The organism is Janthinobacterium sp. CG3, assembly GCF_000344615.1.
Lineage (GTDB): Bacteria > Pseudomonadota > Gammaproteobacteria > Burkholderiales > Burkholderiaceae_D > Janthinobacterium.
The window spans coordinates 3,406,713-3,421,134 of sequence record NZ_KB467824.1 but is presented as its reverse complement, the minus strand read 5'-3'; the positions used below and the strand labels follow the sequence as shown (position 1 = coordinate 3,421,134).

Here is a 14,422-nt window from a genome sequence, read left to right as displayed (position 1 = left end):
AAGCGCGGCGGTGCGCCCTTACGCCAGCTTGGCGAAGACGCGCCGCGCCGCCTCGATGGTGGCGTCGATGACGGCGTCGTCGTGCTGCGCCGAGACGAAGCCCGCCTCGAACGCCGCCGGCGCGAAGTACACGCCCTCGTCGAGCATGGCGTGGAAGAAGGCGTTGAATTTGCCGCGGTCGCCCGCCATCATTTCGGCGTAGCTGGTCGGCACCGTTTCGCTGAAGTAGATGCCGAACATGCCGCCGATGGCGTCGGCGCAGAAGGTCACGCCGGCTTCCTTGGCCGCCGCCGTCAGGCCGCGCGCCAGTTTGTGCGCGGTCGCGCCGAGCGCCTCGTAGAAGCCGGGCGCCTGGATCAGTTTCAGGGTCGTCATGCCGGCCGCCACCGCCACCGGGTTGCCCGACAGCGTGCCGGCCTGGTAGACCGCGCCCAGCGGCGCCATGTGCTGCATCAGCGCCGCGCTGCCGCCAAACGCCGCCACCGGCAGGCCGCCGCCGATGACCTTGCCCAGCGCCGTCAGGTCCGGCCGGATGTTGTACAGCGCCTGGGCGCCGCCCAGCGCGACGCGGAAGCCGCACATCACCTCGTCGAAGATCAGGATCGCGCCGTGCTCGCTGCACAGCGCGCGCATCGCCTGCAGGAACGCCGGCGTGGCCTTGATCAGGTTCATGTTGCCGGCCACCGGCTCGACGATCACGCAGGCGATCTCGGCGCCGAAGCTGTCGAAGGCGTCCTGCAGTTGTTCGACGCTGTTGTAGTCCAGCACCAGGGTGTGCTTGACGAAGTCCTCCGGTACGCCGGCCGAGGTCGGGTTGCCGAAGGTCAGCAGGCCGCTGCCGGCCTTGACCAGCAGCGAGTCGGCGTGGCCGTGATAGCAGCCCTCGAACTTGACGATCTTGTCGCGCCCGGTGGCGCCGCGCGCCAGGCGCAGCGCGCTCATGGTCGCCTCGGTGCCCGACGAGACCAGGCGCACCTGCTCGATCGACGGCACCAGCTTGTGGATTTCCTCGGCCATCTCGATTTCACCCTCGGTCGGCGCGCCGAACGACAGGCCGCGCGCGGCCGCCCGCTGCACCGCCTCGACCACCTCGGGGTGGGCGTGGCCGACGATGGCCGGACCCCAGGAACCGATATAGTCGATGTAGCGCTTGCCGTCGGCGTCCCAGAAATAAGGGCCTTCGGCGCGCGTGATGAAGCGCGGCGTGCCGCCGACCGAACGGAAGGCGCGCACCGGCGAGTTGACGCCGCCCGGTGTGGTTTTCTGGGCGCGGGCGAACAGGGTGTCGTTTTTCGAGATGTTTGTCATGGTCGGGTTTTCCGAAAGTGAGTCGTTGAGCTGGATGGTCGTCGGGCTTGCTTTACGCGGCCAGGCCGAGCTGGCGGAACAGCCGGTTCGGCACCAGCTTGCCCATGCCGAAGCGCTGCGCGTGCGCCAGCGCGCCGGCGGTGTAGTCCTGCGCCGCCCGCAGCGCCAGCGCGGCGTCGCAGCCGCCGTCGCCCTGGCGCGCCATCAACGCCGTCAGCGCCGCCGACAGCGTCGCGCCGGCGCCGCTGAAACTGCCGGCCAGCGGCTGCCAGGGGTCGTGCCGCACCACGCCGTCGCTGCCGAACAGGGTGTTGGCGCGCAGCGCGTGCTCGCCCTGGCCCGGGTTCGGGGTGCCGGTGACGAGCACGAATTCGCAGCCCAAAGCCAGCAGGTAGTCGACGTCGGCGCGCAGCGTGTCGGCCGGGTCCGGGTCGCGCCAGGTTTCGGCCAGGCGCTCCAGTTCCACCTGCGACAGCAGCAGCACCGTCGTCTGCGGCACCAGCAACTGGCGCAGCGCGGTCAGCATTTCCTCGCCGTCGATGCCCTGTTCCGGCAGCGCCGAGGTGAACGGGTCGAGGATCAGCGGCACGTCCGGGTAGTCGGAGACGATTTCGGCGATCGCGGTGATGTGCTCGACGCCGAACGGCGCGCCGATCTTGATGGCCGCCACGGCCATGTCTTCGAGCAGCACGCGGGCCTGGTCGGAGACCCAGTCCGGGTCGACCTCCTGGATGTCTTCGACGCGCGCGGTGTCGCCGATCAGCAACGCGGTGCTGACCGTCAGGCCGTGGCAGCCGAAGGCGGAAAATACGGCCAGGTCGGCCTGGATGCCGATCGCGCCGACTGGATCGGACACGCCGAAGCTTAATATGAGGGGAGAAGTTTGGTTTTGCACGGCGGGTAGATTAAGATACCTAATTCAGCATTTTACTTGATTGAAGGGTGGCAGAACGTGAGTAGTAACGAAACAACGCAGCAATTCCAAACGTGGATGTGTCTTATTTGCGGCTGGGTTTATGACGAGGCGGCCGGTTTGCCGGACGAGGATATCGCGCCGGGCACGCGCTGGGCCGACGTGCCGATGAACTGGACCTGCCCGGAATGCGGCGCGCGCAAGGACGATTTCGAGATGGTGGTGATTTAGTTAATCTTGCCGCGGATCGGGAAAGGCGCCGGGTTTGCCCGCGCCTATGCTATCGTGTGGCTTCATGCCCCCAGTGAGCAAAAATGACGACAACGCCGCAGTCCACAGCCGTGCCGCAGGCCGGCTTGAAAATCATGGTGATCGACGATAGCAGCACGATCCGCCGCTCGGCCGAGATTTTCCTCAGCCAGGCCGGCTACCAGGTGGTGCTCGCCGAGGACGGCTTCGACGCGCTGGCGAAGATCAACGACCACCATCCGGCGCTGATCTTTTGCGACATCCTGATGCCGCGCCTGGACGGTTACCAGACCTGCGCGCTGATCAAGAAGAGCGCGAAATTCCACGCCACGCCGGTGCTGATGCTGTCCTCGAAGGACGGCTTGTTCGACCGCGCGCGCGGCGCGATGGTCGGTTCGGCCGCCTACCTGACCAAACCGTTTACCAAGGACAGCCTGCTGGCGGCCGTGCGCGAGCACAGCGCCGCGGCGGGCTAGAATGCGGCGCCGCGACCCCGGCTGGGGGCCGGGCGCGGCGCCGCACGTTTCGCACTTACACATACCAATAAAGCAGCAGGGGCGCACATGGCCATACATACAATTCTCATCGTCGACGACTCGCCCACCGAGCGCTACTACCTGACCGACATCCTGGTGCGCAACGGCTACGCCGTGACCACCGCCGACAACGGCGAGGAGGCGCTGCTGCAGATCAAGCTGCAAAAGCCGCAGCTGATCCTGATGGACGTCGTCATGCCCGGCGCCAACGGCTTCCAGGTCACGCGCTCGATCGCCCGCGACCCGGAACTGGCGGACGTGCCGATCATCATTTGCTCGAGCAAGAGCCAGGAAACCGACCGTATCTGGGGCATGCGCCAGGGCGCGCGCGACTACCTGGTCAAGCCGGTCGACCCGGCCGAGCTGCTGGCCAAAATCGCCGCGCTCGGCTAGCGATGGCGCCGCCCGGCCACCAGCCCCCCCCGGCCGCGCCCGACGGCGCCGAGCGCCGCAGCCGGCTGCGCCAGTACCAGGTGCAGCTGCTCGAACGCATGCAGGCGGCCAAGAGCGGCGCGGTCGACCGCAGCAAGCAGCTCGGCGTGCTGGTCGGCGCGCGCCACTGCCTGCTCGACCTGACCCAGGTCGGCGAGATCGTCGCGCTGGCGCCGATCGGCGCGGTGCCGCTGGCGCGCGACTGGTACCTGGGCCTGTGCAACCTGCGCGGCAACCTGACCGGCGTCGTCGACCTGGCGCGCTACCGCGGCGAGGCGGCCTGCGCCAGCGGGCCGGACAGCCGCGTCGTCACGTTCGCGCCGGCGCTGGGCTTCAACTGCGCGCTGCTGGCCGAGCGCGTGCTGGGGCTGCGCCAGAGCGGCCAGATGCAGGCGCAGCCGGACGCCGCCGCCGCGCCGGCGTGGGCGGCGCGGCACTTCGTCGACGCCGACGGCCAGGCTTGGAGCATGCTCGACCTGGCCCTGCTGGTGCGCGAGGCGCGCTTTTTACAGGTCGGTTTTTAAGATGACGAGCGCCGGCCGCCCGCCTTGGCGGCGCGGCCGGGCCACGAATACGCAACGCACACGCAGCAATTGGGAGATGGAATGGGATTGATATCAGCGATGTTCTCCAGGGCCAGGCCGGAGCCGGTTGACGAGCCGTCGGCGAACTCGGAGTTCGCCGACGCCGGCCCCGGCGCGCCGCCCCGGCCCGCCGCGGCGCCGGCCGCCGACGAGGCGCCGCTGCGCCTGCGCGACGCGCTCGGCAGCAAGAACCGCCGCGGGGCGCAGCGCGAGAGCAGCCGCGACAGTGACTTCCGCCTGCCGCTGGTCGGCCACCTGCCGTTGCAAAAGCAGCTCAGCGTGCTGTCGACGGTGCTGGCGCTGAGCCTGGCCACCAGCCTGCTGTTCGTCGCGCTGAACATCCGCCACAGCGCGGCGCTGTCGACCCAGACGCAAATCGCCAGCGACGCGCTGATGCACTCGCAGCGCGTCGGCAAGGCCGCGCCCAACGCGGTGCAGGGCAACGCCGAGGCCTTCCGCCAGCTCGAGCAGAGCCGCGCCGAATTGAGCCAGGACCTGGCGCTGATGGCCGGCGGCGGCAACTACCAGGGCCGCAACGTCGGCCAGGCCAGCGCCGCGCTGGCGCCGATGGTGGCCGACGCGCAAAAGAAATGGGCCAGCAGCGACAAGGCGGCGCAGGTGATCCTGCGCACCAAGGCCGAGCTGAGCGCCTTCGACCTGACGCTCGAGCAGTTGAACACGCTCTCGCCGGTGCTGCTCGACCAGAGCGAGGAGATCGTCGCGTTGAAGGTGCAGCGCGGCGCCAGCGCGCGCGAGATGGCGGTGCTGGGGCGCCTGATGATGCTGACCCAGCGCATGAGCCGCAACGCCAGCGAATTCCTCAGCTCCGGCGGCATCAGCTCGGAGACCGCGTTCCAGCTGGGCGGCGACACCACCTACTTCCGCGCCGCCATCGACGCCTTTTTGAACGGCAACGAGGCGCTGCAGGTCGGCGCCAGCCGCGACCCCGAGTTGCGCGACATGCTCAACGTGCTAAAAACCCGCTTCGACACCTACCAAAAGCTGGTCGCCTCGATCCTCGACAAGCTCGACAAGTACACCGCTGCCAAGGCGGCCGAGCAGCTGATCTTCAGCGAGAACGAGGGCGTGCGCCAGCGCCTGGCGCTGCTGCAGCAAACCTACCACAGCGACCAGGATTCGCTCGGCAAGGAATTTTGGGTGATGATCGCCTCGGCGCTGCTGACGCTGGTCGCGGCGGCCGGCATCGGCCGCGTGCTGCTGCAGGATTCCAGCAACCGCACCCGCGGCGCCGAGCGCCGGCGCCAGGACGCCGAGGCGCAGCGCCTGCTGTCGCAGCGCAAGGAGGAGCAGGCCAAGGCCACCAACGACCAGAACCAGGCGGCCATTTTGCGCCTGATGAACGAGTTGCAGGAGGTCGCCGACGGCGACCTGACGGTGCAGGCCACGGTGTCCGAGGACATCACCGGCGCCATCGCCGACTCGGTCAACTACACGGTCGAGGAATTGCGCGGCCTGGTCGGGCGCGTCACCGCCACCGCCGAGCAGGTCACGCGCGCCTCGACCCACGCCAACAGCATCTCCAGCGGCCTGCTGAGCGCTTCGCAGCAGCAGTCGCGCGAAATCCAGGACGCCAGCGCCACCGTCGTCAAGATGGCCAACGAGATCACCGACGTGTCGAAGTCGGCCAGCGAGTCGGCCGACGTGGCGCGCCAGTCGCTGGCGGCGGCGCGGCAGGGTTCGACGGCGGTGGAAAACGCCATCAAGGGCATGCACGAGATCCGCGAGCAGATCCAGGAAACCTCGAAGCGCATCAAGCGCCTGGGCGAGTCGTCGCAGGAAATCGGCGAAATCACCGAACTCATTTCCGACATCACCGAGCAAACCAACGTGCTGGCGCTGAACGCGGCGATCCAGGCCGCCTCGGCCGGCGAGGCCGGGCGCGGCTTCTCGGTGGTGGCCGAGGAGGTGCAGCGGCTGGCCGAGCGCTCGGCGGCGGCGGCCAAGCAGATCGGCGCGCTGGTGCGCACCATCCAGACCGACACCCACGACGCGGTGGCGGCGATGGAAAAGTCGACCCAGGGCGTGGTCGAGGGCGCGCGCCTGTCCGACGCGGCCGGCGCGGCGCTGTCGGACATCAGCCAGGTGTCGAACCGGCTGGCCGAGCTGATCCAGGGAATTTCCTACGCCACCGGGCTGCAGGCCACCTCGGCCAACGGCGTCGCGCTGAACATCCAGCACATCCTGGCAGTGACCGAACAGACCCAGGACGGCACCCAGCAGACCGCGCAGTCGATCCACAAGCTGTCGGTGCTGGCGCAGGAATTGAAAAACTCGGTGTCGCGTTTCCGCGTCGTCGCCTGACATGGCGCGGCCCCCATTGAATTGCCGAGGCAAGCATGAGCACAACTGATTTTTCGCCCGCGCCTGGCGCGCCCCACCCGGCCCCGGCCGGCTTCGACGCCGGCCCGCTGTCGTGGGTGATGGCGGAGGTGCGCGAAGCGCTGGGGCGCTCGCGCACCGCGCTGTTCGAGGCCGGCGGGCGCCAGTTGGAGGAGCGCGCCACCGCGCTGCAGCACGCCAAGTCGCACCTGCACCAGGCCCACGGCGCGCTGCTGATGGTCGACGTCGACGGCGTCGGCCTGCTGACCCAGGCGGCCGAGCAGGCGCTCGAGCGCTTCAAGCTCGGCAGCCTGGAATACAACGTCGACAACGCCCAGGCGGTGGCCGAGCTGTACCAGGGCGTCATCGAATACCTCGATGAGCTGCTGGCCGGCGCGCCGGCGCAACCGGCGCGGCTGTTCCCCTACTACCGCGCGCTGCAGACGCTGCTGGGGGCCGAACGCAGCCACCCGGCCGACCTGTTCTTCCCGCCGCCGCCGGGGGCGGTCAGCATCCGCGCCGCCGCCGAGCCGGCGCCGCAGGACTACCCGGCCTACCGCCAGCGTTTTGAAAAGGCCCTGCTGCCGTTCCTGAAAAGCGCCGCCGGCCCCGAGCAGGACGGCCACGCCAACGCGCTGCGCGAGGCCGTCAAGCTGGTCGCCGACGCCCAGCAGGACGGGCCGGCGCGCACCTTCTGGTGCGTGATGCAGAGTTTCGCCGAGCTGGTCGCCGCCGGCGAGCTGGCCAGCGGCCTGTACGTCAAGCAGTTGTTCGGCCTGATCAACCTGCAGATGCGCCGCCTGACCCAGGGCAGCGCGACCCAGCCCGAGGGCATGCTGCGCGACGCCCTGTTTTTCATCGCCAGCGTGGCGCGGCCGACGCCGGCCGCGCTGCAGATGCGCAAGGCCTACCGGCTCGACGGCCTGGTGCCGCCCGACTACGACGTCAAGCGCTACGGGCGTATCGACGCGGCCGCGCTGGAGCAGGCGCGCCAGGCGCTGGCGCAGGCCAAGGCGGCCTGGGGCAAGCTGGCCGAGGCCGCCGCCGACGCGCACGCGCCGGGCGGCGCCGCCGACCCGGCGCTGGAGGCCGCCTTCGCCCAGGCGCTGGCGCAGGTGGCGCGGCAGGCCGCGCTGTTGAAGGTGCCGGCGCTGGACGCGCTGATGCGCCAGCTCGGCGAGGTGGCCGCCGCGGCCGCGCGCCGCGGCCCCGACCTGGCCCTGGAGATGGCCACCGCGCTGCTGTTCGCCGAGCACGGCCTGGCGCAGATCCGCCGCCTGCCCGACGATTTCGCCGGCAACGCCGCCAGCATCGTCGCGCGGCTGGCCGCGCTGGTGGCCGGCGACGCGCCGCCGGCGCCGTCGCAGTGGCAGGGCGAGATGGCGCGCCGCATCGAGCAGGAGCAGACCGTGGCGGCGCTGGCGGCCGAGATGAAGGCCGGCCTGCGCCAGGTCGAGAAGGTGCTCGACGAATACTACGCCGACCCGGCCAGGCGCCCGGCGCTGGCGCAGGTCGACCCGCTGCTGCACCAGTTGCAGGGCGCCCTGGCGATACTCGACCAGGACCACGCGATGCGCGCCGCGCAGCACGTCCAGCAGGCGGTGCGCCGGCTGGCGCAGGGCCAGGACCAGCCGGGCGGCGCGGCGGGCGCGCTCGACGAGATCGCGCAAAACGTCGGCGCGCTGGGCTTTTTCGTCGATATGCTGGGCCGCAACGCCGAGGCGGCCAAGGGCCGCTTCCACTTCGACCCGGCCAACGGCGCCTTCCGCGCCATCCCGTACGGGAGGATCGCCGCGGCCGAGCCGGTGCCGCTGCTCGACGAGGAGCTGGCCGCGGCGCCGGCGCCGGCGGCGCCGCCCGAGGCGCCCGCGCCGCGGGGCGACGCCGCCGTCGAGGCCGAGCTGCTGGACATTTTCATCGGCGAGGCGCGCGACGCGCTGTCCTTCGTCGAGGGCACGCTGGCGCGCCCGCGAGCGCACAGCGCCGGCGCGGACCAGATGGCCATGCTGCGGCGCTCCTTCCACACGCTCAAGGGCAGCGGGCGCATGGTCGGCCTGAACCAGTTCGCCGAGGCCGCCGGCGCGGTCGAGCGCGTCATGAACGTCTGGCTGGCCGAGGACCGGGCGCCGAACGACGAGCTGTTCGGCCTGCTGGCGCACAGCTGGAGCCTGTTGAGCGACTGGCTCGCCGAGGTGGCCGACGGCGCCGCCTCGCAGCGCAGCGCCGCGGCGCTGGTGGCGGCCGCCGAGCGGGTCCAGCACGGCGCCGCGTTCGCGCCCGACGAGAGCGGCGCGCCGATCGGCGGCGTCGACCTCGACGAGGGCGCCGCGGCGGCGCGGCCGCCCGCGCCGGACAGCAACGTCATCGACTTCCCGACGGCGCCGAGCGCGCCGCGCGACGACAACCTGAAGCAGGTTGGCGAACTCGACATCAGCCTGCCGCTGTATAACATTTACGTGGCCGAAACGGACGAGTTGCTGCGCCTGCTCAGCGTCGACTTCAGCGAGTGGCGCCACGAACCGCGGCGCGCCGTCAGCGCCGAGGCGCTGCACGCGGCGCACACGCTGACCGGCTCGTCCGGCACGGTCGGCTTCAAGGCCTTGCGCGAACTGGCCCACGCGCTGGAGCAGGCGCTCGAAGTGGCGGTGCCGCCGGCGCCCGGCTTGAACGAGGCGCAGCGCGGCGTGCTCGACCAGGTCACCCAGCGCGTCGGCAAGATGCTGCAAAGTTTCGCGCTGGGCGAGCTGGCGCCGGAGCAGCCGCAACTGCTGGCGGCGTTGCAGCAGCTGCGCGAGCAGCTGTTGCAAGCCCCAGGCGAAGAGCAGGCCGCCCACCTCGACCAGATGGACCAGCTGGACCAGCTGGAAGGGCGCCTGAACGCGCTGTTCGCGGCGACCTACGACAGCATCGTCGGCGCCGGCGCGGCCGCGGCGCCGGCACCGGCACCGGCGCCGGCCGCGCCCGTGGCAACGCCGGCGCCGGCAAGCGAGCCGGCCGCCGCCGCGTTGTCGTCCGCTCCGGCCGAGCCGGCGTCGCAACTCGACGCGCTGTTCGCCGCCGCCTATCAGAGCATCGTCGGCAAGCCGCCGCAGCCCGGCGCCGCCGCCGATACCGCGGCCGACGAGGCGCCGACGGCCAAGCCGGCGCCGCCGCCGGCGTCCGACACCAGCGACGTCGACGATTTGTTCGACGCCATCTTCGACGACGCGCTGGCCGCGCCCTTGCTGACGCAGGCCGAACCGCTTGCCGAACTGGCGCCCGAGCCGCCGGCGCAAGTCGAGGCGGCAGCGCAGCCCGAGTCCGGGTCCGCGGCCGCGCCCGAACTTGGGGTGGAATCCGCGCCGGAGCGCGAAGCGATGATCCAGTCGCTGGCCGCGCCGGCGTTGGTCGAGGAAGTGCTGGTTGTCGCGGCGAGCCCGCGCGACGAACTGGACGTCGACCTGCTGCCGGTGTTCCTGGAGGAGGGCGCCGACCTGCTGCCGCAAATCGGCCAGGCGCTGCGCACCTGGCAGCACAACCCGGACGACCTGGCGCAGGCGCAGATGCTGCTGCGCCTGCTGCACACCGTCAAGGGCAGCGCGCGCATGGCCGGCGCGATGCGCCTGGGCCAGTACGCCCACGAGATTGAAACCCACATCGAGAACATGCTGCACGCGGGCATCGCCACGGCGCACGCCTTCGAGGAGCTGCTGGCCCACTACGACCACGCGCTGCTGCTGTTCGAACAGTTGCAGCAGGCCCCCGGGCAGGCCGCCGGGGCGGGCCAGGCCGGCGCGCCGGGCGAGGCCGCCCCGGCCGCCGACGCCAAGGTGGCGCTGGTGCGGGTGCGCGCCGACATCCTCGACCGCCTGGTGAACCAGGCCGGCGAGGTGTCGATTACCCGCTCCAAGCTGGAAAACGAAGTCGGCTCGCTGCGCTCGTCGCTGCTGGAATTCGCCGACAACCTGACGCGGCTGCGGCGCCAGTTGCGCGAAGTCGAAATGCAGGCCGAGTCGCAGATCGCCTCGCGCATGGCCATTTCCAGCGAGCGCGAGTTCGACCCGCTGGAATTCGACCGCTTCACGCGCCTGCAGGAACTCACGCGCATGATGGCCGAAAGCGTCAACGACGCCGCCTCCTTCCACGACAACCTGACCCGCACCGTCGACAGCGCCGCCGACGACCTGGTGCTGCAGGGGCGCCTGACGCGCGAGCTGCAACGCGACCTGATGCGGGTGCGCATGGTGCCGTTCGCCAGCATCGCCGAGCGCCTGTTCCGCGTCGCGCGGCAGAGCGCGAAAGAGGTCGACAAGCGCGTCAACCTCGACCTGCGCGGCGGCGCGGTGGAAATCGACCGCAGCGTGCTGGAACGCATGGCGGCGCCGTTCGAACACCTGCTGCGCAACGCCATCGCCCACGGCGTCGAGTCGCGCGCCGGGCGGGTCGCCGCCGGCAAGAGCGAGACCGGCGAACTGCTGGTGCAGGTCAGCCAGCAGGGCAACGAGGTGGTGATTGAATTTAGCGACGACGGCGCCGGGTTGGACCTGGCGCGGATCCGCGCCAAGGCGCGCAGCAGCGGTTTGCTGGGGCCGGACGAGGAGGTCGACGACGAGCGGGCCGGCGCGCTGATCTTCCAGCCGGGTTTCTCCACCGCCGACAGCCTGACCGAGTTGGCCGGGCGCGGCGTCGGCATGGACATCGTGCGCTCCGAGGCGCTGGCGCTGGGCGGACGGGTCGACATCCTGTCGCAGCCGGGCGTGGGCGCCTGCTTCACCGTGCATCTGCCGCTGACGCTGGCGGTGACGCAGGTGGTGCTGCTGTCGTGCGGCGGCACAACCTACGCGCTGCCGTCGCTGCTGGTCGAGCAGGTGCAGCAGTTGAAGGAGGCCGCGCTGGCCGCGGCGCACGCCGCCGGCGCGCTCGAGTCGCAGGGCCAGCAAGTGGCGCTGCACTACCTGTCGCACTTGCTGGGCGAGGAGGCGGCGCGCCCGCAGCTGCAGCGTTCCAGCCCGGTGCTGATGCTGCGCAACGGCAACGACCGGCTGGCGCTGCAAGTCGACGAGGTGCTGGGCAACCGCGAAGTCGTCATCAAGAACGTCGGGCCGCAACTGGCGCGCATGGCCGGCATCGCCGGCGCCACCGTGCTTGGTTCGGGCGACATCGTGTTGATTCTGAACCCGGTGGCGCTGGCGCAGCATCTCGCACTGCACCCGGAGCTGCGCGCCCACCATCCCGGCGCCGCCGCCGCCGGGCGGGCCGACGGCGGCGCGCCGCTGCCGCGCGACACGCTGATCATGGTGGTCGACGATTCGTTGACGGTGCGCCGCGTCACCCAGCGCCTGCTGGAACGCGAAGGCTACCAGGTGGCGCTGGCCAAGGACGGCGTCGACGCGCTCGAACAACTGCAGGGCGTGACGCCGGCGCTGATGCTGGTCGACATTGAAATGCCGCGCATGGACGGCTTCGACCTGACCCGCAACGTGCGCGGCGACGCCCGCACGCGCGCCATCCCGATCATCATGATCACCTCGCGCAGCGCCGACAAGCACCGCAACTACGCGATGGAGCTGGGCGTCAACGCCTACTTCGGCAAACCGTTCCAGGAGCCGCTGCTGCTGGCGGCCATCAGCGGTTTGTTGGCGCCGTAAGAAGCAGCGGCGTAACCCGGCCGGCGTCGGCGCAGGCTCGCCGGTCGGATTGCGCCCCGTGGGCTCATCCGACCGGCGCGATTACCTTCACCACCGCGTAGCGCTCCAGCGTGGTCTTGCGCGCGACGTCGTGCTGCACGATCGGTTCGGGGTAGTCGCGCCCCAGCCGGATGTTCTTTTGCTCCAGCAGCATCCGCGGCACCAGCCAGGGCGCGTGGATTTCCTTGTCGTGCAGCGCTTTCAGTTGCGGCAGGTAGCGCCGGATGAAGCGGCCGGCCGCGTCGAACTTTTCCGACTGCGTGACCGGGTTGAAGATGCGGAAGTAGGGCTGGGCGTCGCAGCCCGACGAGGCGGCCCACTGCCAGCCGCCGTTGTTGGAGGCCAGGTCGAAGTCGTTCAGGTGCAGCGCGAAGTAGGCTTCGCCGCGGCGCCAGTCGATGCCCAGGTCCTTGATCAGGAAGCAGGCCGTGACCATGCGCAGGCGGTTGTGCATGTAGCCGCTCTGGTTCAACTGCGCCATCGCCGCGTCCACCAGCGGGTAGCCGGTGCGGCCCTCGCACCAGGCGGCGAAGTCCTGCTCGGCCCGCGGCCCGCTTTCCCATTCGATGGCGTCGTAGGCCGGCTTGAAGGCGCGCTGCGCCACGTGCGGATGGTGGAACAGGATGGTGGCGTAGAACTCGCGCCAGATCAGCTCGGCGAGCCAGACCGGCGCGCCCTCGCCGCCGACGCCGCGGTCGATCAACTCGAGCACGGTGCGCACCAGGTGGCGCACCGACAGCGTGCCGAAGCGCAGGTGCAGCGACAGGTAGGACGGCCCCTTGACGGCCGGGAAGTCGCGCGCCGCGGCGTAGTTGGCCAGGCGCGGCAGGAAGTCCTCGATCAGCGCGGCGGCGCCCGACATGCCGGTGGGGATCGCCAGCTCGGCCAGGTTGCTCGGCTCGAAGCCCAGCTCGGCCAGCGTCGGCAGCGCCGCCTCCGGCATGGCCGGCGCGGCCAGGCGCGCCGCCAGCGGCTCGACCGACAGCGGCGCCGTGCAGTCCGGGTCGGCGCGCAGCTTTTTCAGCCAGGCGTTCTTGTACGGCGTGAACACCGAGAAGGTTTTGCCGGACAGCGTAGACACTTCGCTCTTTTCAAACACCACCTGGTCCTTAAAGCTGAACCACAGGCGGGCGTCGGCCGCCAGCGCCTGCGCCACGGCGGCGTCGCGCGCGATCGCCTGCGGCTCGTAGTCGTGGTTGGCGAACACCGCGTCGACGCCCAGTTCGGCCGCCAGTTGCGGGATCGCGGCGGCGGCGTCGGCGTGTCGCACGATCAGCTCGCCGCCCAGTTGGCGCAGCTCGGCGGCCAGTTCGGCCACGCTGGCGTGGATGAAGTCGACGCGCCGGTCGCGCCGCGGCAGGCCGGCCAGGATCGCCGTGTCGTAGACGAAGACGCAGTAGACGGCTTTGCTTTGCCGTAAGGCATGGTGCAGGGCGGCATGGTCGAAGACGCGTAAGTCGCGGCGCAACCAGACCAGGGATTTATCGAGTGTCATTTGCGTGTTCACGGTCAAGGTACCAGGCGGTTTTCATGCCTACCATCGGATGATGCCGAGGCACGCGGCGGCGCATACGCCGCCGCCGCGCCAATTCAGTGTAAACTGTAGGCAGTTGCGCGGCATGTCGCCGGCGTCGACGATCTTACCAGCAAAGCAGGATAAGCCAGCCAGCAGAGAGAGCAACGCGTATGAAAAAGAGCAAAATCGGCAAATCTCTACCTGTGCACGGATCGTTACAGGATCCCTCCGACCTTTTGGAGCCCGGCGGCGGCGGGGGCGCCCTCGCGCTGAATTTGGCGAACCATTTTCTAATCGCGATGCCGGCGATGCAAGACCCGATCTTCGGCGGCACCGTCGTGTATGTCTGCGAACACAATGAAAACGGCGTGCTCGGCGTGGTCATCAACAAGCCCACCGACATGACGATGCAGGTGCTGTTCGAGCGCATCGACCTCAAGCTCGGCGCCGGCATGGACACGCCGATGGTCAACGAGCCGATCATGTTCGGCGGGCCGGTGCAGGACGACCGCGGCTTCGTGCTGCACACGCCGGGGGGGCGCTATTCGTCGTCGCTAACGGTGACGGACGAGGTGGCCTTCACGACGTCGATCGACGTGCTCGAGGCGGTCGCCAACGGCGCCGGCCCGCAGCGCCTGCTGGTGTCGATCGGTTACGCCGGCTGGAGCCCCGGCCAGCTGGAGGACGAGATCGGCCGCAACGGCTGGCTCACCGTCGGCGCCGACGCCGACATCCTGTTCGACCTGCCGATCGAGGACCGCTACGTCGCCGCCATCAAGCTGCTCGGCATCGACCCCTTGATGCTCGCCTCCGAGGCCGGGCATGCTTGAACTTGACCTCGACCTCGACGTCGGCCTGTCCGTCGGCGCGGGCGCGCC

The 14,422-nt window shown here is 70.2% G+C and carries 10 protein-coding genes; 7 read left to right on the top strand and 3 right to left on the bottom strand.

Features of this window, described 5'->3' with window-relative positions; all coding sequences use genetic code 11:
• Nucleotides 1-18: 18 nt before the first annotated feature.
• Together hemL and thiD are read right to left on the bottom strand one after the other, a co-directional pair.
• Nucleotides 19-1,308: a glutamate-1-semialdehyde 2,1-aminomutase gene (hemL, locus tag JANGC3_RS0114975; RefSeq protein ID WP_017877302.1), complete on the bottom strand. Its 1,290-nt coding sequence runs from the start codon at nt 1,306-1,308 to the stop codon at nt 19-21.
• 52 nt (nt 1,309-1,360) lie between these two features.
• Entirely contained in the window at nt 1,361-2,203 is an 843-nt protein-coding gene (gene thiD / locus JANGC3_RS0114970) for a bifunctional hydroxymethylpyrimidine kinase/phosphomethylpyrimidine kinase (protein WP_026133008.1), read from the bottom strand.
• 96 nt (nt 2,204-2,299) lie between these two features.
• Here thiD and JANGC3_RS0114965 point away from each other — a divergent pair, with 96 nt between their 5' ends.
• The 6 genes from JANGC3_RS0114965 (at nt 2,300) to JANGC3_RS0114940 (ending at nt 11,989) form a co-directional block, all read left to right on the top strand.
• The gene (locus JANGC3_RS0114965) at nt 2,300-2,452 is read left to right on the top strand and encodes a rubredoxin (protein ID WP_026133007.1); all 153 of its coding nucleotides are present in this window, start codon (nt 2,300-2,302) and stop codon (nt 2,450-2,452) included.
• A gap of 83 nt (nt 2,453-2,535) precedes the next feature.
• Entirely contained in the window at nt 2,536-2,946 is a 411-nt protein-coding gene (locus tag JANGC3_RS0114960; RefSeq protein WP_051068312.1) for a response regulator, read from the top strand.
• Nucleotides 2,947-3,033: 87 nt separating this feature from the next.
• The gene (locus tag JANGC3_RS0114955) at nt 3,034-3,399 is read left to right on the top strand and encodes a response regulator transcription factor (RefSeq protein ID WP_017877298.1); all 366 of its coding nucleotides are present in this window, start codon (nt 3,034-3,036) and stop codon (nt 3,397-3,399) included.
• Between the two features lie 2 nt (nt 3,400-3,401).
• A complete protein-coding gene (locus tag JANGC3_RS0114950) occupies nt 3,402-3,962 on the top strand; it encodes a chemotaxis protein CheW (protein WP_017877297.1) in 561 nt (186 codons plus the stop codon).
• Nucleotides 3,963-4,043: 81 nt separating this feature from the next.
• The gene (locus JANGC3_RS0114945) at nt 4,044-6,344 is read left to right on the top strand and encodes a methyl-accepting chemotaxis protein (RefSeq protein ID WP_232429710.1); all 2,301 of its coding nucleotides are present in this window, start codon (nt 4,044-4,046) and stop codon (nt 6,342-6,344) included.
• A 35-nt stretch (nt 6,345-6,379) separates the two neighbouring features.
• A complete protein-coding gene (locus tag JANGC3_RS0114940; RefSeq protein ID WP_017877295.1) occupies nt 6,380-11,989 on the top strand; it encodes a hybrid sensor histidine kinase/response regulator in 5,610 nt (1,869 codons plus the stop codon).
• Between the two features lie 64 nt (nt 11,990-12,053).
• On the opposite strand, the gene JANGC3_RS0114935 is transcribed toward JANGC3_RS0114940, so the two are convergent.
• A complete protein-coding gene (locus JANGC3_RS0114935) occupies nt 12,054-13,523 on the bottom strand; it encodes a cryptochrome/photolyase family protein (protein WP_035788716.1) in 1,470 nt (489 codons plus the stop codon).
• A gap of 191 nt (nt 13,524-13,714) precedes the next feature.
• Here JANGC3_RS0114935 and JANGC3_RS0114930 point away from each other — a divergent pair, with 191 nt between their 5' ends.
• A complete protein-coding gene (locus JANGC3_RS0114930; RefSeq protein WP_026133006.1) occupies nt 13,715-14,374 on the top strand; it encodes a YqgE/AlgH family protein in 660 nt (219 codons plus the stop codon).
• Nucleotides 14,375-14,422 lie beyond the last annotated feature (48 nt).